The 20413-nt window shown below is 70.4% G+C and carries 18 protein-coding genes; 11 read left to right on the top strand and 7 right to left on the bottom strand.

Annotated elements, in window-relative coordinates; all coding sequences use genetic code 11:
* Positions 1-3: 3 nt before the first annotated feature.
* Both N1031_RS06010 and N1031_RS06005 read right to left on the bottom strand, forming a co-directional pair.
* A complete protein-coding gene (locus tag N1031_RS06010) occupies positions 4-1500 on the bottom strand; it encodes a ubiquinone-dependent pyruvate dehydrogenase family protein (protein ID WP_259478699.1) in 1497 nt (498 codons plus the stop codon).
* A 251-nt stretch (positions 1501-1751) separates the two neighbouring features.
* The gene (locus tag N1031_RS06005; protein WP_259478698.1) at positions 1752-2555 is read right to left on the bottom strand and encodes an MmyB family transcriptional regulator; all 804 of its coding nucleotides are present in this window, start codon (positions 2553-2555) and stop codon (positions 1752-1754) included.
* Positions 2556-2620: 65 nt separating this feature from the next.
* On the opposite strand from N1031_RS06005, the gene N1031_RS06000 reads away from it, so the two are divergent.
* Complete coding sequence (locus tag N1031_RS06000) at positions 2621-5323, top strand: ATP-binding protein (RefSeq protein ID WP_259478697.1); 2703 nt, start codon at positions 2621-2623, stop codon at positions 5321-5323.
* Here N1031_RS06000 and N1031_RS05995 read toward each other — a convergent pair.
* Together N1031_RS05995 and N1031_RS05990 are read right to left on the bottom strand one after the other, a co-directional pair.
* Positions 5283-6260 carry an SLAC1 family transporter gene (locus N1031_RS05995; RefSeq protein WP_259478696.1) on the bottom strand — a complete coding sequence of 326 codons (978 nt, stop codon included), beginning with the start codon at positions 6258-6260 and terminating at the stop codon, positions 5283-5285. The genes N1031_RS06000 and N1031_RS05995 overlap by 41 nt on opposite strands.
* A 4-nt stretch (positions 6261-6264) precedes the next feature.
* On the bottom strand, positions 6265-7086 hold the full coding sequence (locus N1031_RS05990; protein WP_259478695.1) for an alpha/beta fold hydrolase: 822 nt from the start codon (positions 7084-7086) through the stop codon (positions 6265-6267).
* Positions 7087-7269: 183 nt separating this feature from the next.
* On the opposite strand from N1031_RS05990, the gene N1031_RS05985 reads away from it, so the two are divergent.
* From N1031_RS05985 to N1031_RS05965, 5 genes are all read left to right on the top strand, one after another.
* Positions 7270-8283, top strand: a complete 1014-nt coding sequence (locus N1031_RS05985; protein WP_259478694.1) for a zinc-binding alcohol dehydrogenase family protein — start codon at positions 7270-7272, stop codon at positions 8281-8283.
* Positions 8280-8651, top strand: a complete 372-nt coding sequence (locus tag N1031_RS05980; RefSeq protein ID WP_259478693.1) for a DUF2255 family protein — start codon at positions 8280-8282, stop codon at positions 8649-8651. The genes N1031_RS05985 and N1031_RS05980 overlap by 4 nt, the downstream gene beginning before the upstream one ends.
* A 46-nt stretch (positions 8652-8697) precedes the next feature.
* Positions 8698-10941, top strand: coding sequence for an XRE family transcriptional regulator (locus N1031_RS05975; protein WP_259478692.1), 2244 nt, complete (start codon positions 8698-8700; stop codon positions 10939-10941).
* A gap of 103 nt (positions 10942-11044) precedes the next feature.
* Positions 11045-11920, top strand: a complete 876-nt coding sequence (locus N1031_RS05970) for a helix-turn-helix domain-containing protein (protein WP_259478691.1) — start codon at positions 11045-11047, stop codon at positions 11918-11920.
* 67 nt (positions 11921-11987) lie between these two features.
* Complete coding sequence (locus N1031_RS05965; protein WP_259478690.1) at positions 11988-12512, top strand: MmyB family transcriptional regulator; 525 nt, start codon at positions 11988-11990, stop codon at positions 12510-12512.
* A gap of 9 nt (positions 12513-12521) precedes the next feature.
* Here N1031_RS05965 and N1031_RS05960 read toward each other — a convergent pair whose 3' ends face one another.
* Together N1031_RS05960 and N1031_RS05955 are read right to left on the bottom strand one after the other, a co-directional pair.
* The gene (locus tag N1031_RS05960) at positions 12522-13310 is read right to left on the bottom strand and encodes an SDR family NAD(P)-dependent oxidoreductase (protein WP_259478689.1); all 789 of its coding nucleotides are present in this window, start codon (positions 13308-13310) and stop codon (positions 12522-12524) included.
* Positions 13307-14143 (bottom strand): SDR family oxidoreductase, encoded by an 837-nt coding sequence (locus tag N1031_RS05955; RefSeq protein ID WP_259478688.1) that lies wholly within the window; start codon positions 14141-14143, stop codon positions 13307-13309. Before N1031_RS05955 ends, N1031_RS05960 begins: the two co-directional genes overlap by 4 nt.
* A 134-nt stretch (positions 14144-14277) precedes the next feature.
* Here N1031_RS05955 and N1031_RS05950 point away from each other — a divergent pair, with 134 nt between their 5' ends.
* On the top strand, positions 14278-15096 hold the full coding sequence (locus N1031_RS05950; RefSeq protein ID WP_259478687.1) for a helix-turn-helix domain-containing protein: 819 nt from the start codon (positions 14278-14280) through the stop codon (positions 15094-15096).
* Here the strand turns inward: N1031_RS05950 and N1031_RS05945 are convergent, their stop codons facing one another.
* On the bottom strand, positions 15097-16167 hold the full coding sequence (locus tag N1031_RS05945) for an amidohydrolase family protein (protein ID WP_259478686.1): 1071 nt from the start codon (positions 16165-16167) through the stop codon (positions 15097-15099).
* Positions 16168-16238: 71 nt separating this feature from the next.
* On the opposite strand from N1031_RS05945, the gene N1031_RS05940 reads away from it, so the two are divergent.
* From N1031_RS05940 to N1031_RS05925, 4 genes are all read left to right on the top strand, one after another.
* Positions 16239-17222, top strand: coding sequence for an AsnC family transcriptional regulator (locus N1031_RS05940; RefSeq protein ID WP_259478685.1), 984 nt, complete (start codon positions 16239-16241; stop codon positions 17220-17222).
* 166 nt (positions 17223-17388) lie between these two features.
* Positions 17389-18240, top strand: a complete 852-nt coding sequence (locus N1031_RS05935) for an acetoacetate decarboxylase family protein (RefSeq protein ID WP_259478684.1) — start codon at positions 17389-17391, stop codon at positions 18238-18240.
* A complete protein-coding gene (locus N1031_RS05930) occupies positions 18237-19268 on the top strand; it encodes an adenosine deaminase (RefSeq protein ID WP_259478683.1) in 1032 nt (343 codons plus the stop codon). The genes N1031_RS05935 and N1031_RS05930 overlap by 4 nt, the downstream gene beginning before the upstream one ends.
* A gap of 49 nt (positions 19269-19317) precedes the next feature.
* Entirely contained in the window at positions 19318-20412 is a 1095-nt protein-coding gene (locus tag N1031_RS05925; RefSeq protein WP_259478682.1) for a BMP family lipoprotein, read from the top strand.
* The last annotated feature ends 1 nt before the right edge of the window (position 20413 follow it).

Raw genomic sequence — 20413 nt, 5'->3', positions numbered from 1 at the left:
TCCTTAGGAGAGGGAGAGAAGGGACGGGATGCGGTGCGAGCGCAGGCTGCTCGCGGCGGGTGTGTTCGTGGGGGTGATGCCCGGCGTCAGCGCGAACCGGACGAGTCGCGGGCCTCGCCCGCCGAGCGCGGCCGCCAGTGCGCTCGGCATGGCAGCGTGGTCGGCGACGCCGCGGTCGCCGAGCGCCACCACGGTCAGGGAGTCGTCCCGGAGTGTCAACTGCTCCAGCTCTCGTTCGACGTGACGCAGACCGCGATCCCCGACCAGGGCGATCACCTGGCGCCCCGGTTCCGCCCTCGCCGCTCCGATGGCCCGCGCGGCCGCATCGGCCAAGGAGTTCTCCCGCAGCGTGCCGATCAGCCGCCGTGACCCGTTCATTCCGAGCCCGCCCAGGGCCGCGTGCCAGGGGCCGAGATCGGCGGCGATGATCGCGTCGGGTTGCGCCAGCCGGTCGAGCTGGCCGATCACCTCGAGCGCCGAGATCCCGCTCAGGGTCGGCGGCTTGAGCATCGCCCGGCCGGTGCGCTCCGCGCGGAAGAGCCCCGTGAGGCCGTCCAGACGGTCCTTGTCGGTGCGCTGTCCCACCGTCTCCGCCCACACCGAGAGGATGCGGGGGAGGCGCTGCTGGCCGGAGAGCCGCACGATCCTGGCCGAGAGCGGGAGGGTCTGATCAGGTGGGAGGTCGGTTCCGAGCACGATCACCGCGTCGCTGTCCGCGATGGCACGTCGCGCCGAGGCCGCGCCGTGCCGGCCCACGAGGCCCACGTCGTACGGGTTGCCCCACTCCACGTTCTCCTTGCCGCGCAGCGTGTGGGCGACCGGTGCCTGGAGTGTCCGCGCCAGGTCGATCACCTGGTCGTGCGCCTCCGACGTCGCGTCGCCGGCGACGATGGTGACGCGGCGCGACGAGTCGATGATGCGGGTCATCGCGTCGAGGTCGGGTCGATCGCCCGCGGGAGCGTCGAGGATGCGGTGGGCCGTGGGGATCGTCGGCACCGGATGCGGGTGCGTGCCGGTGTGCCCGTCACCGCCGCCGAGTGCGCCCTCCGGCAACCGCACCAGCACGGTGGCCCGGCGCGCCAGCGCGGTCGCCGCCGCCAGACGCAGGGTCGGAGCCGTCTCCGCGGGGTCGGAGACCGTCGCGACCGGGATGGCGTGCTCCGACACGAACTTCTCCGCCGAGAAGTGCGGATCGCCGGCCGAGGTCGCGAGCACGGCGATCACCGGCCCGTCGTGCCGGATGTCGGCGACACCGTCGAGAAACCCCGGCGCACCGCCGCGGGTTCCGATGCACGCCGTGAGCCCCCCGCTGGTGAGCGACTCGCCGGCGGCGGCCAACGCCGGGGACTCTGCGCCAGCCAGCACCACGTGCTCGAGGCCGGCCCTTCCGGCGGCCTCCGCCAGGCCCGGCGTGCCGAGCGTGGAGCCCACGTAGAGGCGATGCACACCGAGGGTCGCGAGCTGGTCGGTGATCGTGTCGACGATCGGCGATGCCGTCATCGTGGGGCTCCTTCCGTGACTCGGTCGTGGTGTCATCGGTCACGCTAGGCAGCGGCCCGGGCTCGCATCGTGGCCCCTCGGGGGATACCGGCGTGCTGGGGCTGGGGGCGTCGGGGACACCCGCCTCGCTGGGGGCAGTCGCATCCCGATCGCCCTGGATAGCACCCTGTCCTTGCCGCGGACACGCCGAAGGGCCCCTCGTGCCCTACCCTCGGGAGGGTGACGAGAGGCGTGGATGGCGGCGGGTCAGATCAGGCCGGCAGCCTCCTCGTCGCCGTGGCGGACGCGTGGAGCACCACGACGGTGTGCCCCCGCTCGCCGGGAACGACCAGGCCCTGTTCGGTGAGTCCGGCCGTGCGTCCGCCGACGAGCTCGACGGTGAGTTCGCGCACGGTGATGGGGGAGGCCTCGTGACGGCCCCAGAGTTCGGCGAAGTCGGGTTCGCGCAGCGACAGCAGGCCCACGAGGTCGCGGAGTTCCGGGTCGGCGGGGTCGCTGGAGTAGCGCAATGCCGCCACGGTGTGCTCGGCGGTCGCCGACCAGTGGCGGTCCGCTTTTCGCCAGCTCTCGCTGAACACGATGAGCGCCGCGTTCGCTCCCGGTTCCCAGCCGCCGGGAAGCTCATGCCGGGCACGCGAGTTGGCCATCACGACGGTGAGGTTGCGATCGAGGATGTAGGCGGGCGTGGCCGGCCACTGGTCGAGGAGCGAGCGCAGCCCCGAGTCGAGCGCCTCGGCCAGGGCGGCCGGATCGGAGCCCCGACGTCCGCCGCTCTGGATGTGGACGAGTCTCTGCATGTAGTCGATCCCGCCGGCGTCGAGCTTGAGCGGTCGGGCCAGGGCCTGCAGCACCTGCAGCGAGGGCTGCCGGTCGCGACCCTGTTCGAGGCGGATGTAATACTCCTGGCTCACCCCGGCCAGTCGGGCAACCTCGTCACGACGCAGCCCGTCGACGCGACGCACCCCGATCGGGGCGAGGCCCACGTCTTCAGGTCTCACCGCTGCGCGCCTCGCGCGCAGGTAGTCGCCGAGCGGCGAGTGCATCGCCGCGCTCATGTCAGATTCTTCTCGTCCATCGAACACAACGGTCGCAGCTCGGCCGTCGAGGAGGCATCCGTCAAATGACCACACTCGTCGGCAGAGACCACGAACTGGCCGTCCTCCGTGACGCCGTGGTGCAGTCCCAGCACGGCCATGGCCGGTCCGTTCTCGTAGAGGGTGACGCCGGCATCGGCAAGTCGGCCCTGCTCGACACGGTCGCCGCAGAGGCCGCCGCCGCCGGGTTCACCACCCTCACCTGCCGTGGAACGCGCGCCGGAACGGAGTCCGGCTTCGCCGGGCTGCACCAGCTCCTGCATCCCGTGATCGACCGGGTGGCCGCTCTCCCGTCCCGTCAGCGCCGCACACTCGAAGTCGCCTTCGGTATCGTGGAGGGGTCGGCCTCCGACGGACTGGTGCTGAGCATCGCGACCCTCGGCGTGGTCGAGGAGCTGGTCACGACCGGCCCCGTGCTGCTGCTCGTGGAGGATCTGCACTGGATCGACCGGTCCAGTGCTGAGGTGATCGCGTTCCTGGCGTCCCGGCTTGCAACGACGAGGGTCTTGCTGCTCGCGTCCACCCGCTCGGAGGCGCGGTACCAGGACTGGTCGGGTGCGTTCTCGGAGGTCGTGGCACCCGCACCGTTGAGCGACGAGTCCGCTGAGAGACTGCTGGAGACGGTGGGACCGCACGTCCCCCCTCCTCTCCGCAGGCGGATCCTCGCCGCGTCGTCGGGCAACCCCCTGGCCCTCACCGAGTTCGCTGCGGAGGCCGTGGCCTCCACACCTCGCGAGCCGGCTCCCGGCAGACTCACCCTTCCGCGGCGCCTGGAGCAGGCCTTCCTGGCGGAGACAGCCACTCTGCCCGAGAGAACCCGATCGGCGTTGCTCGTCGCCGCCGCAGGCGAGGACTCGAGCTTCGAGGAGATCGTCTCGGCGGCAGGGGCGCTCGGACTCACGGCGCTCGATTTCGTGCCGGCCGAGCGATCGCGGGTGCTGACCGTGCGCGAAGGATCGTTCGCCTTCCGGCACCCGCTCATCTCGTCGGCGCTGTACGACACCGCCGACTCGCAGAGCCGGGCCGTGGTGCACCGGGCCCTCGCCGCGTCGAGCGCGGACACCGGACGCTCGGTGAGACACCAGGCTGCCGCGGCGTTCGGGGTGGACGAGGAGGTCGCCGGCCGGCTCGAGGAGGTGGCCGCGACGGCCGCCCGTCAGGGTGCGCGCGCGGAGGCCACGGAGAGCTGGCGCCGCGCCGCCGCACTCAGTCCCGACATCGCCGATCGCGGTCGGCGGCTCGCCGAGGCCGCGGAGTCGGCCAGGCAGGCCGGAGACATCGCCCTGGCGATCGACCTGGTGCAGGAGGCCAGAGCAGCCGCGAACGACGTCGACACGCTGAGGAGGGTGACCACCACGGAGTGGATCCTCAGCCAGACGACGGCGTATGCCGGTCGCACGGTGCGGGAGCTGGTGGGTGTGGCGGAGCAGCTGGACGACCCGGCAGCGCGCATCGAGATGCTCGTGTTCGCGGCCGTGCGCACCTTCATCCTGCAAGAGCCCGCCGATGTCGCCGCGGAGGTCGCGGCTGCTCTCGAGGCGACCGGCGCCGATGACTCCGACGTGTTCTACCGCATCGGTCGCAGCCTAGTCGACCCGCGCAGCAGGCTGCCGATCGAGGCGATGTTGCCGAGTTTCCGGCGCCAGCTCTCGCCCAGCGACTCGATGCTCCTGAACTGCCTGGCGTTCTCGGCGGAGAGCTCAGCCGACCTCGACGGCGCCGTGCTCGTGTGGAACACGGCGCAGGCGGCCTTCCATGACGAAGGACGCAGTTCCGACGAGTCGACGGCCCTGTGCGGGCGGGGCGGACTGCGCATCACGGCCGGGGCGATCTCGGCGGGACTGGCCGATGCCGAGCAGGCCCTCATGCTGAGCCTCGACCTCGATCTCGCCGTCGTCGGTGCCATGGCGGCAGCCGAGGTGGCCAGGGCGCGGGCCCGCCGGGGCGATCGGGTCGAGGCCGAGGCGGCACTGGCCACCTCGGTTCGGTTGGGCGGCGCGCAGCCGTTCGCCCGGGTGGCCGCCGTGCAGTCCTGGGCGGCCGGCCTCCTTGCCCTGGGAGAGAACCGCTACGCCGAGGCCGTGCAGAGTCTGTTGCAGACCTCGGTGAACGAGTCGGTCGAACTCTGGGCGGGACTCGACCTCGCCGAGGCTGCGGCGAGGCTCGGGACACCCGAGGTGATCGCGCCGTGGCTGGCGCGGGCCGAGATCGCGGCGCGACGCACCGAGTCCGCTCACCTGTGGATGCTCGTCGCGGCGGCGAAAGCGGTGACCACAGAGGGCGACGACGCCCGTCCTCTCTTCGAGGAGGCGCTCGACTGGGGAGGCCGATGCGAGGCCTCCACCGACGTCGCCCGCATCCGCCTGCTCTACGGAGAGTGGTTGAGGCGCTCGCGGCATATCGTCGAGGCGCGTACTCACCTGAGGGCCGCGCTCGCGGGCTTCCGTGCCGAGTCGCTCTACGCCCTGGCCGAGCGCGCGGCCGGCGAGCTTCGTGCGGCGGGCGAGGGCGAGGCGCGCGATGCGGTGTCGCGTGGCTCGGACCTCGCGACGCGGCTCACCGCCCAGGAGCTGCTCGTCGTGCGGCTCGCGGCGCAGGGTCTCACGAACAAGGAGATCGCCGATCAGGTATATCTCTCGCATCGCACCGTGGGAGCGCATCTGCACCGCGCGTTCGCGAAGCTCGGTGTCACACGTCGAGGGCAGCTCGGTGCGCTGATCGACGACTGAGGGCGGAGCCGAGCCACAGCCGGACCGTGAAAGCAGCGATGAGGGCGATCACCGCGGTCGCGATCCCCAGCACCGCCCATCCGGCCGGCATCGCCCATCCGCTGGTCGACGAGGCGGCGAGCAGTCTCAGGCCGAAGGTCGCGCTCGCCGCGGTGGTGAACGTCAGTGCCCAGAACCCCACCACGAACTCCAGGCGCAGATAGCGCCTCAGCAGGAACAGGTGGGGTGCGAGCACCGCGACCATGGAGCCCGCCAGCAGCATGCCCACCGCCCCGGTGTCGCCTCCCGTCATCACCCACCACGCGTTGCCGGCGACGGCGGGCGGGGCCGAGAAGATGCCGAGCGTGGGCAGCAGCCCGCCGGGGAGCTCGGGCCCGGCCATCAGCCGCGCCAGCACGGCGCCGCCGACGAGAGCCCAGAACAGAACTCCCACACCGAACAGCGGCAGGGCCAGCCCGTCCTGCCGGATCACGGCGAGCGACTGGGCACTGAGCAGTGAGGCAGCGACCGCCGGCAGGAAGTAACCGCCGTGCACGGCCGCGAGGCCCCGCGGAACCGCGAGCAGCTGCGCCACGAACCACGCGCCGAACACGGCTGACGCCGTCGCCCCCAGCCACACCAGTATGGTTCCGACGACCGGGTCGGTCGCGGCGAGGTGAGCGCCCCAGATCATCGGGGGCAGAGGCACCAGGGCCGTGAAGGGGCCGAGCACCGGGTGGCGCACGTCGTCGGCGAGCGCCCGCCACGACGGCGCGCGATTGAGGATGAGGACGACCGTCACCAGCCACGCCGCGATCGCGAGCACCCACAGCGCCTCCGCCACGACCTGAGGCGACGCGAGGGATCGCGCCGCCTCAGACCAGGTGCCGGCGAGACCCGACAGGCCGAACGAGATGCCGAAGCTGTTCAGCGGCGGTCTGACTCGCGCGGTCGCCATCGTCTCAGCCCTTGATGAAGGCGAGCACATCGGCGATCAGCTCGTCCTGGTAGGCGCCGTAGATGCCGTGGGGCGCGCCTTCGTAGACCTTCAGGGTGCCGTTCTTGACGATCGTGATGCTCTGCTCTGCCGCGCCGGCGATGGGGACGATCTGATCGTCTGATCCGTGGGCGATGTAGATCGGCACGTCGAGGGCGGCGAGGTCGTCGAACTGCTCGGTCTCCGAGAAGGCCTTGATGCAGTCGTACGCGGCCGCGAGGTTCACGAGCATGCCCTGCCGCCAGAAGTCGCGCTTCGCGCCCTCCGACACCGCGCTCCCCGGCCGATTCGCGCCGAAGAACGACTCGCTGAGCTCGATCCAGAACTGCGAGGCGTCCTTGAGCACGCCGGCGCGGATTCCGTCGAACACCTCGATGGGCGAACCGGCCGGGTTCTTGTCGGACTTGAGCATGACCGGTGGGATGGCGCCGGCGGTGACGACCTTGGCGACTCGGCCGTTCGCGTACTGGGCTGCGTAGCGCACGGCCTCTCCGCCGCCGGTGGAGTGACCCATGATGACGACGTCGTGCAGGTCGAGGTGCTCGATGAGCTCGGCGAGATCGCGAGCGTAGGTGTCGAGGTCGTTGCCGGTGTAGGTCTTCTCCGAGCGGCCGTGCCCGCGGCGATCGTGCGCGATCGTGCGGTAACCGGCGTCGGCGAACACCTTGAGCTCCTTCTGCCAGGCGTCCGACGACAGCGGCCAGCCGTGGCTCAGCATGATGGGCTGCCCCTCGCCCTGCTCGGTGTAGTAGAGCTCGACTCCGGTCGAGGTGGTGAAGTACGGCATGGTGTGCCTCCTTGGTCGTGATGACGGATGCGCGGTCTGCGCGACGGTTCACGGTAGGCAGCGGCTTCAGTGCGCTGCGTGCCCTCGACGGGACCACCCGGGTGCGGAGACTACCCGTGTCGCGGACAGCCAGCTCGCGCGGGGTTCGCCCTAGCGTGTTCGACGACACGAGAGAGGACGAACATGAGTCAGGGCAAGCCCATCGTCACCAGGGCGCTGGTCGCGCAAGGGGGCACGACACTCGACGACCCGCGCGCCTTCGTGGAGCAGGAGCACACGCTCTCGCCGATGAGACCGCGCGACCTGCTGGTGCGGGTGGAGGCCGTGTCGATCAACCCAGTCGACACGAAGACGCGGAACTCCCTGCGCGCCGGCAGCAGCCGGGTGCTCGGGTGGGACGCCTCGGGGGTGGTGGAGGCGGTGGGCCCGGAGGTGCAGGGCTTCGCCCCCGGTGACGAGGTCTGGTACGCCGGGGACATCTCCCGCGACGGCACGAACGCCGAGCTGCACCTCGTCGACGAGCGGATCGTCGCCCGCAAGCCGTCGACGCTCAGCCATGCCGATGCAGCAGCGCTCCCGCTCACGGCGATCACGGCGTGGGAGACGCTGTTCGAGCGCTTCGCCCTCTCTGGCCGATCGGCGGGCACCCTGGTGGTGCTCGGCGGCGCGGGCGGTGTCGGGTCGATCATGATCCAGCTGGCCAAGAAGCTCACCCAGGTGCAGGTGGTCGCCACTGCTTCGCGAGACGAGTCCCGGGCGTGGGTGCTGGCTCTGGGCGCCGACCACGTGGTCGGCCACCACGACCTCGCCTCGGGGGTGCTGGCCGTGGCACCCGGCGGTGTCGAGTGGGTGTTCAGTCCGCACTCCCGTGGCAACATCCCGCAGTTCGCCACGATGCTTAAGCCGTTCGGTGAGGTGACGGCCATCGACGAACCCTCGGGGCTCGATCTGCTGCCGCTGAAGTCGAAGTCGATCGCCTGGCACTGGGAATTGATGTTCACCAGGGCGCTCTACGAGACGCCCGACATGCACAAGCAGGGAGATCTGCTGAGGCAGCTCGCCCAGCTGGTCGACGACCACACCGTGGGCACCACGGCGACGACCGTGCTGGACGGTTTCGCGGGCGACACCCTGCGGGAAGCCCACAAGCTGGTCGACTCCGGTCGCAGCGTGGGCAAGGTGGTGGTGGCCCGATGACGACGTGGAGCGCGGACGAGCTGGACCGCCTCGGCGAAGCGTGGCAGATCGAGATCTCGTCGAGCGCGCCCGACGGCGGCTTCCGGGCGTTCGTGCCGATCTGGATGGTGCGGCTCGGCGACCGGCTCGTGGTGCGGTCGTCCCACGGGGCGGGTGCGGGGTGGTTCCGTCACGCGTCGGGAGCGTCACAGGTGCGCGTTCGCGCCGACGGTGAGACCTGGGACGTGACGCTCGAGCCCACGGAACTCGGCCAGGAAGCGGTCGACGACGCCTATCGATCGAAGTACGCGGTGAGCGGAGCGGCGTGGATCGCCGATCTTCTCTCGCCCGGTGCGGTGGGGACCACCCGCGAGGTGAAGCCCGTCTGACACAGGCCGTGCGGCGTGTGCGATTCTGGAGTGGAGAATCGGGAGGATGATGGCTGAGCACACTCAGGTGTCGGCGTTGGTGCGGGCTGCCCGCCAGGAGGCCGAGCTCACCCTGGAAGACCTGTCCGAGCGATCGGGCGTCAGCGTGCGGGGTCTCAGCGACATCGAGCGCGGCGTGTCGAGAACACCGCGCCGCAGCACCCTCGAGGCGATCGGGCAAGGACTCGGGCTGTCGGACGACCAGACGCGTGCGCTCGTGCTCTCGGTGCGCCAGGCGCTCGCCGCCGACGCGTCGCTCGCCGCGGCACCGCGGCCTCATCGGCTGCTCGACTTCACGGGCCGTGACACGGAGCTCGAGGTGCTCGGCGCGATGATGGTGGAGCCGGCTGCGGTCATCGTGCTCACGGGTGCCGGGGGATTCGGCAAGACCTCGTTGGCGCTCGAGGCGATGGCGAGACGGTCGCCGGACGGATTCGCCTTCCTTGACCTCGGAGGCACGGGGAGGGTGCCGCTGACGCCTCTGGAGACCGTGCAGCGCGTGCTCAAGCAGCTCGACGACGAGTTGGCCGAGCCGCCCGGGGCGTTGGACGAGGCGATCGCCCGCTGGCAGGTGGTCGCGGAGTCGACGGGTGCTTCGGTGCTGCTGGACAACGTGGCCTCGGAGGACCAGGCGCGCCCCCTGCTCGCCGCGAACTCCCGCGGTCCGATCGTGCTGACGTCGCGCCGGACCGTCGCAGGGATCACCGCGAGCGGCCGCCTGCATGTGGACTCGCTGCCCACGGAGAGCAGCACGCAACTGCTCGAACGTATCATCCCGTCGCAGCAGCGCACTGCCGACGCCGTGGCGGAGCTGGTGCAGCTGTGCCACGGGGTGCCACTCGCGCTCCGCATCGCGGGGAACCGCGTCGCGAGCCGGCCGCAGTCCTCGGTCGCCGACTACGTAGAGAGGATGCGTTCGGAGGAGCGGCGCCTCGCACTCCTGGTGGCGGGGGACCGGTCGGTGGAGGCGGCGTTCGCCCTCTCCTACGACGAACTCGACCCGGGCGGGGCGAAGGTGTTCCGCGCGCTGGCGATGATCGAGGGTCCGACGTTCGACCCGGGTATCGCGGCGGCCGCGGCCGAATGCTCGCTCTCCGAGGCAGAGAACCACCTCGAGGGTCTCGTCGACCTCGGGTTGCTGGAGGTGCGCCAGGGGGGCCGATACCGGCTGCACGATCTGTTACGGGTGTTCGCCACCTCGCGGTTGCGTCTGGAGTCCACTCCCGAGCAGGTACGCGACGCGCAGGATCGCCTGTCGTACTGGCTCGTGCGCTCGCTCCTGGAGGTGGTCGCGGCCGATTCGACCGGTGTGGAGATCCCTGAGGAGTGGGATGTCTTCGCGGTGGAGGGCTGGGCGCCCCCGGCTGATCGTCTGGCGCAACGACGGTGGGTCTTCGGTCAGGCCGAGCACTGGTGGCCGGCTCTCACCAGGGTCGCCGGCGAAGGCGACCTCCACGCACCGGTGCTGGTGTCCAGAGCCATGCGCGCGCACGTCGGGCGCCATGAGTGGAATCGCTGGCACGAGCTCAACGAACTCGCGCGGGCATCAGCTGAACGGCTCGGCACGCCGACCCTGGTCGCCGAGGCCGACTGCGCGCTCGTGTGGACATCGATGACGGAGCGAGGGGACCCCGTCTCGGCCCAGCGGTATGCGCTCGAGGCCTTGGCGATCGCCACCGCGGAGGACGACACCTACCTCTCAGCCCGATCCGGTTTCCTGTATGCCTGGGCCCGCGCGTACACGGGGCAACTCGAGACCGTGCTCGATCATCTCGACGCCGCCATCGAGGGCTACGCCGAGGCGGGTGCCCTGGCCGATCGCCGGCAGGCCCGCACCGTGCGCGGGATGGTGTATCGCCTCGTGGGCCGGCCCGAGGAGTCCGCCGCGGAACTTCTGGCGGTCCTCAGCGAGCTCCCCGCCGAGGAACAGCCTCACGAGGAGTTCGGCGACTCCTTCTCGCGGACGACGGCGCTGGAAGAACTGGCCAACACCTCGGTCGTCCTCGGCGATTCGGAAGCCGCGGTGGGATGGGCGGAGCGGTTCCTCGGCGTGATGGAGCCCCTGGGCTCTGATGTGCTCACCGCACGTGCCGGGATCACGCTCTCGAGAGCGCTGCTGTCAGCGGGACGGGCTGCCGATGCCCGAGCCCTCCTCGAGAAAGTGGAGGCGACGCTGAGCCTGTACCCGGGCAACGGACACGTGGCGATCATGATGCTCGACGTGGTCGAGCTTCGCGACCGACTGGGCTGACGGAGCGGGCAGAACAAACTGCCTGCCATCTGCATGGTCTTCTGCGGGGCGTTCTGGTGTCGTGGTCTCATGGCCGGGAATCGGTCGAGGAGGGAGACCGATCATGGTCAGCAGTTCACCGCTCGGAGACTACCTGAGAGCACGACGGGCCGCCCTGCAGCCGGCCGACGTCGGGCTCACGGCGCTTCCCGGCCGACGCGTGGAGGGTCTCCGGCGCGACGAGGTGGCGCGCCTCGCGGGTATCAGCCAGGAGTATTACCTGCGCCTGGAACAGGGGCGTGACCGGCAGCCGTCCGAGCAGGTGCTGTTCGCTCTCACACGGGCGATGAAACTCGACAACGCGGCTGTCGCCTACATGCGTCGCCTGGTCGAGTTCCAGGCGGGTGGCTCGCGTGCCGACGACCCCAGGAGACTCACCGAGGAGATGGATCGCAGCCTCGGCTCGATGCTCGAGCAGTGGGCGCAGACCCCCGCCTACATCGTCGACCGCAATCAGACGGTGGTGATGTCGAATCCGCTGGCGGCGGCGCTGCTGCCGGGGATTCTGGAACCCGGCATCAGCGTGCCGATCGCGGTGTTCGGATCTGCGTGGCGGGAGATGGACCGCGACTGGGAGGAGACGGCGCGCCGTACAGTGGCCTCGCTGCGATTCAACAGCGACCCCGACGACCGCGAGCTGCAGCGCATCGTGGGCGTTCTGGCCATGCGCGACCCCGATTTCCGCCGGCTCTGGGCGCGTCACGAGGCGCATCCGCACTACGTGAGCCCCGCGCGGCTGACCCTCCAGGGCTTCGGGCTGCTCGACTTCACCCGGCAGACCCTGCTCATCCCGGGCCACCGTCGCCACGTGCTGACCGTGCTGCACGCCGAGGCCGACACCGTCGCTGCCGACGCCGTCCGCGCGCTCCTGAGCGCCGAGGTCAACACCAGGGCGGGTGCCGGGGAGCGCATCCGGCCGCGCGACGCGGCTATCGCGTGAGCGATCTCGACTCCGTGTTCCTCTCGGGGACACGATGCGGGAGCCGCGCGAACGTAGCGTGTGCACGGTGACCGAGAGCGAGCCGAACGAAGGGCACCGGGCAGACGTGGTCGAGTTGATCGACTCGCTCCCGGTGCATCCTGCCTTCGTGTACGACAGGCATCTGACGGTTGTGGCATCCAATGCGGCCGCCGTCGTGGTCGCCCCCGGTTTCGCCGTGGGCAGCAATCTGGCACGGTTCACCTTCCTCCCGTCGACAGCCGACACGAACGCGCGCGACTGGTCGGCCAAGCGCGACCAGGTCGCCGCGCTGCTCAGGGAGTCGCTCCACCGTCACCTCGAGGACGAGAAGTATCTCGACCTCGTGGGCGAGCTCGCGACGTTGAGCCCTGACTTCGCCTCGGCGTGGGCGGCGGAGCCCGCCTCCAGCCCCGCGGGGGAGTTCGTCTTCTCGAGCCCTGTCGTCGGAGAGTTCCTGCTGCGCTACCACCTCTTTCCCCTCGCCGGCCGATCGGGTGAGACCCTCGCCATCTGGCACGCGCCCGACCTGGCCGGTGAGGAGGCGCTGCGCCGGCTGACGTCGCAGCCGTGAGCCGAGGGGTCAGGATGCGAACCGGGCGCCCAGCCCGCCGTCCACGTCCCAGCTCGCCCCGGTGACGAACGAGGCCGTGCCCGACGCGAGGAATGCGACGACGGCGGCGATCTCGGAGGGCTCGCCAACGCGCCCGAGCGGCTGCACGCTCTCCAGGTGCGACCAGGCCGCGGCCGGATCGTCGCGCGACTCGTACTGCGCCACCATCGGGGGAGTGCGCACGTATCCGGGGCACACGGCGTTCACCCGGATTCCGCGGTCGGCGAGTTCGAGAGCCATCGACCTGGTCAGTCCGAGCATCCCGGCCTTCGCCGCCGCGTAGGGGAAGAGCCCTCGCCGGGTGAGATGCGCGTGGATGGAGGCGATGTTGACGATCGAACCGCCCCTGCCCATCGAGGTGAGCGCGGCTCGCGCGCAAAGCCAGGCCGCCTTGAGGTCGACGGCCATGAGCTGGTCCCACTGCGACGAGGTGAGATCGTCGATGCCGGCCGCCCGCCCGACGCCCGCATTGTTCACGAGCACCTCGATCGGGCCGAGCGCTGCGGCGACCTCGGTGAACGCCGCCGGGATGGCGTTCTCGTCGCCGAGGTCGCAGCTCACGAACAGGTGCCCATCGCCGAGCTCCGCACGAGCAGCCTCGCCCGTCGACACGGATCGCCCGAGCACGGCCACCCGCCTGCCCTGGGCCGCGAGCGCCTTCGCGATCGCCAGTCCGATGCCCTGTGTGCCTCCGGTGACCACGGCGGCACCGTGATCACCGGAGGACTGCGAGGGCCCCGTGGTCGAGGCCTCGGTCATGAGGCGGACAGGTCGGTGGTCGCGGCGCTGAGTTCCTGCGACTCGATGTCGGCGAGCCTCTCGCGGAGGGCGTCGCGCAGGTACCGCTGCGAGTCGCTGCCGGTCACCAGCCGAAGCGGCGCAGGCTCGCTCTGGACAGACGCGATAATCGCGGAAGCCACCTTGGCCGGGTCGCTGACCGACGGCAGAGCAGGGTTCTGGATGCCGCGGCTCATCGCCGCGGGGGTGCCGTCGTAGGCGGCCAGCGGCTCGGGCAGCTTCGAACTCCCCGTGCGGAAGCCCGTGGCCGCGCTGCCGGGCTCGACGATGGTCACGCCGATGCCGAACGGTGCGAGGTCGCGCGCATTGCCCTCCATGAACCCCTCCACGCCCCACTTGCTGGCGTGGTACAGCGAGGCCCCGGGATTGGTCGCCTGGCCGCCGTAGGTCGAGACCTGGATGAAGCGTCCGCCCCCCTGCTCACGCAGGTGCGGCACCACGGCGCGCAGCAACTGGATCGGCGCGATGAGATTCGTCGCCAGTTGCTGGTCGATCTGGTCGTCGGTCAGCTCCTCGGCCGCGCCGAACAGCCCATAGCCCGCGTTGCTGAAGATCACGTCGATCCGGCCGAGGGCGGCGAAGGCCTCCTCCACCACGTCGCGCAGGCGCGCCGTGTCGGTCACGTCGAGCGTCGAGAGCCAGAGCTGGTCGCCGTAGCGCTCGGCGAGGTCGTCGAGGCCGGCGGTGGAGCGAGCCGTGGCGGCCACCCGTTCTCCGGCGGCCAGCAGTTGCTCGGTCACGAGCCGGCCGAAACCGCTGCTCGCCCCCGTGATGAGCCAGGTGTGTTGTGACATCGAATTCCTCCTGTGGGTGGACCGCCCTTCGGCCCACCGATAGATCATCGATCCGTCGCCCAGCCGGAACCATTTCCCCTCCTGTACCAGTACCGCGGGGAACAGGATGAGCGGCCACGTCGTACGCTGATGGTGTGGATGCAGACCGGGCGCTCGGGGGTTTTCTCCGAGCTCGACGCGAACTCGTCACGCCGCCCGAGGTGGGTCTGGCTTCCGGCTCACGCCGCAGGGTGCCCGGGCTCCGACGCGAAGAGGTGGCTCTCGTGGCCGGCATCAGCGCCGAGTACTACCTCCGCCTCGAGCAAGGTCGCGATCGCAACCCGTCGGCACAGGTGCTGGAGGCGCTCGCCCGCGCGCTGAGACTCGACGCCGAAGCCCGCGCACACCTCTGGCTGCTGGCCGGGATGGCTCCGCCGATGCCGCGCGAGGCAGACCGGCCCGAGTCCGAGGTGCCGGACGGCATCCGGGTGCTCCTCGACACGATCGGCGTTCCCGCCTTCGTGCTCGACCGGTACCGCACCGTGCTCGCGGTGAACGCGCTCGCTCGCGCGCTGGAGCCGTCACTCGAGGTCGGCACCAACCGGCTGTTGTCGCTCTTCACCGACCCGGATGCCCGCTCCGCGCATCCCGACTGGGAGAACAACACCGCCAGCGTGGTGGCGCAGCTGCGGTCGGACATCGGCGCCGACGACGCCGATCCGCGCTTCAAGGACCTCGTTCGTCACCTCTCGGCCGAGAGCGCTCGGTTCCGCGAACTGTGGGCTCGGCACGACGTGAGCGCGACAGGGTCGGATGACGCAGCCCAGGTGACCGTGGAGGGGAACGGAACCCTGATCCTGCGCCGCGAGCGGCTCTTCGTCGACGGCACCGACCTCGTGCTCGTGATCTACCACCCCGATCCGGGCACCGCGGCGGCCGCCTGGCTGGACGGCGTGCGGCGCGCGGACGGCTGATCAGTCCCTGCGCCCCCACGGGTCGGCGTCGAGCCGGTCGATCTCGGCCAGGCGCCCGGCGATCAGGCCGGCCTCGTCGGGCTGCCACCAGGCTCGTTCGAAGGACGCCCTGGCCGCCGCAGACGCCTCGCGGGCGTTCCAGCCCAGGCGCGAGGCGACGAGCTCGTAGGAGTGAGTGAGATCGGTGTGATGGAGGGCGGGATCGTCGGTGCCGATGACGACCGGCACCCCGGCCAGAGCGAGTTCCCGGTAGGCGTCAGCCCAGTGGATCGACGCCCGGTGGCCTCCCAGTGCGTAGGCCATCGGGGTGAAGGTCAGCACCGTGCCCGTCTCCACGATCTGCTCGAGCAGGTGTGGATGGGTCACGGCGGGCCAGCCGTGGTCGAGCCTGTCCAGACCCAGCTCCAGCGCCAGCGCGACCTCCTCGACGGACATCACGTGACCGGTGGCGCGGAGGCCGGCGGCGATGGCCTGCCGGTACGGTTCGGCCAGCTCGCCCAGTGATCCGAGCCGGTGGTCGCCGTCGTTCCCCACACCTAGGATGCGCACGCCGGCGTCGCGCAGCGCGATGGCGGCGTCGACCACGCGGTGGGCCTCGGCCGCCCCGTCGGGGCGGTGCATCTCCACCACGATCCCGCCGGTGATCGGAAGCTCGGCGCGGGCGGCCGCGAATCCCTCGTCGATCGCGCGAAGCGCGTCGCTCGTTCCCATCCGCGTCTGCCGAACGGTCAGCGACGGGGTGCACAGCAGTTCGACGTGGTGCGACCCCTGGTCGAACGCCCGCCGCAGCACGCGCTGGGTCGCCGTCGCCAGTCGATCGCGGTCATCCCAGTGGGCCGCCGCCCGATCGAGGTCGGCGAAGAACTTGTCCGGCCCGCGGTTGTCGTAGGCGCGGTCGAGGGCGGCCGGGGTGACGGGACGACCGGATCCGGCCCGGAGGCGAGCATGCTCGGAAGGCCAGAACGATCCCGTGAGGTGCAGGTGCAGCTCGGCCTTGGGAAGCCGCCGCAGCAGCAACGAGAGCGCGTCCTGCTCCTGCTCAGGAGCGCGTCGGTGAACCTGGTCGCGCATGTCGTGGCTCGTCCTTTCGGAGACTGCGTCTTGTGCGAGGGTATCCTGCCGTCGGAGGGTCGGGAGGATCTGTGAGTGACGTGAGTGAGGCCGCCGCGGCGACGAGGGTGGGCACCCCGTGGCCCGAGCTGGATGCGACCGACCTCGAGGTGATCGCGGCGCTGCAGCGCGACGGCCGAGCGTCGATCGCGAAGCTCGCACGCGACACGATGCTCCCCGCTGCCCGGGTGCGACTGCGCTATGAGCGGCTGGTCGAGCGCGGACTGTTGCGTACCGTGGCCCTGATCGATCCCGCCATCCTCGGCCGACCCGTCGTCGCCCACGTGGAGATCGTCGCCCGCCGCGGCACCGCCGGGCTCGCCGAGCGACTCGCCCGGGTGCCGGGGGTCGCGTGGATCGGCGTCGCTGACGACTACGAGCGCCTCCTGGTGCAGGTGAGCACGTCGACCAACGCCGAACTCGCCGACCTGGTGAACCGCCACATCCAGACCGACGCGGAGGTCGACACGCTCGGGACCTCGATCGTGCTGCGCAGCTGGGCGCCGGTCTTCTCGTTCTCCGGGCACGACACGAGCGGGACCGGGCTCGACGCCTTGGCGTGGCGCACGGGCGCGGCCTCCGAACGGACGGTCGACGAGATCGATCGCATCCTGCTCGCCCTGCTCGAGACCGATGCGCGGGTGTCGTTCACCGCCATGGCGGCATCGGCCGGACTCTCGGTGCCCGCTACCCGGCAGCGGATGATGCGGCTGGTCGGCGAGCGGGTCATCCAGCTGCGCACACGACCCGACACCAGCGCCGAGGGCGTGACGGCGGTCCGCATCCTCATGGAGATCCGCGGCGACTCGACGGCGGTCGCGGCGGAGCTGGCGACGATGCCGAACGTCACCTACATCAGCGAGTCGACGGGGCAGCGCCCGCTCAGCGTCGAGCTCCTGTGCGCCGGTGAATCCCAGATCGCCGAGGGCTACGCGCGCATCTCCCGGCTCCAGGCCGTGCGCTCCGTGCGCATGGTGAGATTCCGCACCGCGATGTTCCAGACGGGCAACTGGTAGACGCGATCGTGTTTCATCCAGGTTTCCGAATCAGGGTGAATTGTAAACACTATGTTGCAGAAATTCCCGAATGACGTAGATATCTAGGTAATAGTCCGCCACAACTCAAAAAAATGTTGCAGAATCCATCTCGCACTTAATTTCGTGAGAGAGATGGAATACCGCTGTGACTACCGAGACTCCCGCGCACGTCGAGTACGACGACGATCCGGCGCTCTCCGCAACCGGACTCCGCGGCTTCACCCTGCCGCTGTCGCCCTCCGGGCGCACCTCGCTGTTCCCCCCGCCGCCGTGGGACTACTCGGCCGAGATGCTGGTCGTCGACTTCACGGCCGATCGCGAACGACTCGCCCGCTACCTCCCCACAGGCCTGGTGCCCACGGCCGAGGGCGGTGCGAGCTTCGGATTCGGCCGCTGGAGCGCCGGTGCCGACGCCGATCCGAGGATGAAGGCCGATCCGGCCCGGGGCCAGCACGACGAGGCCTACCTGCTCATCCACGCGATGATGGGGGAGAAGAAGGTCGGCTTCCTCGCCTTCTCGTGGGTGAGCACCGAGCTCTCGCAGATCCGTGGGCTCGTGCAGGGCTTTCCCAAGAAGCTCGGAGCGGCCTACATCTCTCGCCCGGTGGAGCTGGGTCGAGGCGGGCCTCAGCGTCAGCCCGGGCACACGCTCCACGCCCACGTCAACAGCATGAACCGCCGACTGGCGACCGCGTCAGTGAAGCTCGACACCGCAGAGCCCGAGGGGTTCGTGCCGCCGCCGGCGACCATCCCGCACCTCTACCTGCGGATGTTCCCCACCCTCGCGCCGGCCGAGTCGCCCGTGCTGGAACTCTCCACGCTGACGCTCCGCGATGTCGAGGTCGGGAGTGCCTACTCGGGCGACGCCGAGCTCGAGTTCGGCGAGTCGGAGTACGAGGAGCTGGCGGAGCTCGGGCCGATCCAGGCGGGGCGCGGATATCACTACTGGTACGCGATGACGATCCTCGAGGGATCCGTCGTGCCGCTCGAGTCATGACCGACGCCGCGACTGCAGCCTTCGTGCGGGCCATCCCGAAGGCCGAGCTGCACGTGCACATCGAGGGCACCATCGAGCCCGAGCACGCGTTCGCGCTCGCCGAACGCAACGCGGTGACGCTGCCCTGGGCGACCGCCGAGGCCTTGAAGGACGCGTACCGCTTCGACGACCTCCAGTCGTTCCTCGACGTCTACTACCAGGTGACCGCGGTGCTCACGACCGTCGCCGACTTCGCCGACATCGTGACCGCCTACTTCGACCGCGCGGCCGCGCAAGGTGTGCGGCACGTCGAGCTCTTCTTCGACCCGCAGTCGCACACCGGGAGAGGCGTCCCGATGTCGGTGGTCATGGACGGCCTCTGGAGCGCGGTCTCGCGCAGCGTGGAGACCCACGGCCTGACGAGTTCGCTGATCCTGTGCTTCCTGCGCGATCTGGGCGCCGAGGCGGCCGCGGAGACCCTGCGGGAGGCGGAGCCCTACCTCGACCGGATCGTCGGCGTCGGGCTGGACTCGGCAGAAGCCGGCCACCCGCCGGCCGCCTTCCACGACGTCTTCGCCGCCGCGGCGCTCTTCGGCCTGCGCCGCGTCGCCCACGCGGGCGAGGAAGGGCCGCCGGCCTACGTCGTGGAGGCACTCGACGCCCTGGGAGCGGAGCGCATCGACCACGGGGTCCGCGCGCTGGAAGACCCGGCGCTCGTCGCGAGACTGGCCGAGGAGCGGGTGCCGCTCACCGTCTGCCCGCTGTCGAACGTGCGTCTGCGCGGCGTCGACAGCATCGCGCAGCATCCGCTCGGCCGGATGCTCGACGCTGGGCTGCTGGTGTCGGTCAACTCCGATGATCCCGCGTACTTCGGCGGGTACGTCGGCGACAACATGATCGCGCTGCACGACGACCCGCGCTACGACCTGGCCACACTCCGGGTGCTGGCCGAGAACTCCTTCCGCTCCGCCTTCCTCGACGACGACACCCGCACAGCGCTGGTCGGCGAGGTGCACCGCCACTTCGAGCGCGGCGTCCAGGGCGCATGACCGCACCACCCGCACCACCCCACCCACCGAGAGACCCAAGGAGAATCCGATGAGAAATCACGTCAGCTATGGTGCCGCCGCGCTGGCACTCGCCGCAGCAGGGATCGTTCTGGCCGGCTGCGCCACGCCCCCGTCCGAGGCCTCCGGCTCGGGTGCCGCGGCCGCGAGCGACGTGCTCGCCTGCATGGACTCGGGCGAGTCCGGCATCAAGGACAAGAGCTTCAACGAGTCGTCGTGGAACGGCTTCACGAAGGCGGAGTCGGAGCTCGGGGTCGAGGTGAAGGTGGCCGAGTCGAAGGACACCTCCCAGTACCTGCCCAACCTGCAGAGCCTCGTGCGACAGGACTGCGACATCATCGCCACGATGGGCTACGACATGCAGGACATCACGGTGCAGGAGGCCACGGCCAACCCCGACACCCACTTCATGACCATCGACGACCAGCCCCCCGGCGACCTGCCCAACGTGAAGCCCATCCTCTTCAACACGGCCGATGCCAGCTACCTCGCCGGCTACCTCGCCGCGGGCATGACGACGACCGGCAAGGTCGGCACCTACGGCGGCCAGCTCATCCCCACCGTGACGCTGTTCATGGACGGCTTCGCCGATGGCGTGGCGAAGTACAACGACGACAACGCGACCTCGGTCGAAGTCGTCGGCTGGGACAAGGCGGCCCAGAACGGCTCGGCGACGGGGGACTGGAACGACACCAACCTCGCCAAGCAGCTCTCCAGCCGCATGATCGACCAGGGTGTCGACATCATCATGCCGGTCGCCGGTGGCGCCGGAACCGGAACGCTGGCCGCCATCCGCGACGCCAACGCCGCCGGGAAGGACGTGAAGGCCATCTGGGTCGACACCGACGGCTACGAGACGGTTCCCGAGTACAAGGACCTCTTCCTCACCTCCGTCATGAAGCGCATCGACAGCGGCGTCTTCTCGGTGATCCAGGAGCAGCAGGACGGCGGCTTCAGCAGCGACCCGTACGTGGGAACTCTCGCGAACGACGGGGTGGGGCTCGCACCCTTCCACGACTTCGAGTCCGCGATCCCGACCGACCTCCAGGCGACGTTGGACGAGCTCGCGACCCAGATCTCCGACGGGACCATCGTGATCGACTCCCCGAGCATCCCGAAGGCCTGAG

It is taken from the genome of Herbiconiux moechotypicola, assembly GCF_024979255.1.
In the GTDB taxonomy this organism is placed as follows: Bacteria; Actinomycetota; Actinomycetes; order Actinomycetales; family Microbacteriaceae; genus Herbiconiux; species Herbiconiux moechotypicola.
Note: the sequence above shows the minus strand (reverse complement) of the source record. Positions and strands in the feature narration are given on the sequence as shown.

Excerpts from the sequence above, each read along its gene's own strand:
- N1031_RS06010 (WP_259478699.1), bottom strand. The coding sequence starts at position 1,500 with ATGACGGCATCGCCGATCGTCGACACGATCACCGACCAGCTCGCGACC.
- N1031_RS06005 (WP_259478698.1), bottom strand. The coding sequence starts at position 2,555 with ATGAGCGCGGCGATGCACTCGCCGCTCGGCGACTACCTGCGCGCGAGG.
- N1031_RS06000 (WP_259478697.1), top strand. The coding sequence starts at position 2,621 with ATGACCACACTCGTCGGCAGAGACCACGAACTGGCCGTCCTCCGTGAC.
- N1031_RS05995 (WP_259478696.1), bottom strand. The coding sequence starts at position 6,260 with ATGGCGACCGCGCGAGTCAGACCGCCGCTGAACAGCTTCGGCATCTCG.
- N1031_RS05990 (WP_259478695.1), bottom strand. The coding sequence starts at position 7,086 with ATGCCGTACTTCACCACCTCGACCGGAGTCGAGCTCTACTACACCGAG.
- N1031_RS05985 (WP_259478694.1), top strand. The coding sequence starts at position 7,270 with ATGAGTCAGGGCAAGCCCATCGTCACCAGGGCGCTGGTCGCGCAAGGG.
- N1031_RS05980 (WP_259478693.1), top strand. The coding sequence starts at position 8,280 with ATGACGACGTGGAGCGCGGACGAGCTGGACCGCCTCGGCGAAGCGTGG.
- N1031_RS05975 (WP_259478692.1), top strand. The coding sequence starts at position 8,698 with ATGATGGCTGAGCACACTCAGGTGTCGGCGTTGGTGCGGGCTGCCCGC.
- N1031_RS05970 (WP_259478691.1), top strand. The coding sequence starts at position 11,045 with ATGGTCAGCAGTTCACCGCTCGGAGACTACCTGAGAGCACGACGGGCC.
- N1031_RS05960 (WP_259478689.1), bottom strand. The coding sequence starts at position 13,310 with ATGACCGAGGCCTCGACCACGGGGCCCTCGCAGTCCTCCGGTGATCAC.
- N1031_RS05955 (WP_259478688.1), bottom strand. The coding sequence starts at position 14,143 with ATGTCACAACACACCTGGCTCATCACGGGGGCGAGCAGCGGTTTCGGC.
- N1031_RS05945 (WP_259478686.1), bottom strand. The coding sequence starts at position 16,167 with ATGCGCGACCAGGTTCACCGACGCGCTCCTGAGCAGGAGCAGGACGCG.
- N1031_RS05930 (WP_259478683.1), top strand. The coding sequence starts at position 18,237 with ATGACCGACGCCGCGACTGCAGCCTTCGTGCGGGCCATCCCGAAGGCC.
- N1031_RS05925 (WP_259478682.1), top strand. The coding sequence starts at position 19,318 with ATGAGAAATCACGTCAGCTATGGTGCCGCCGCGCTGGCACTCGCCGCA.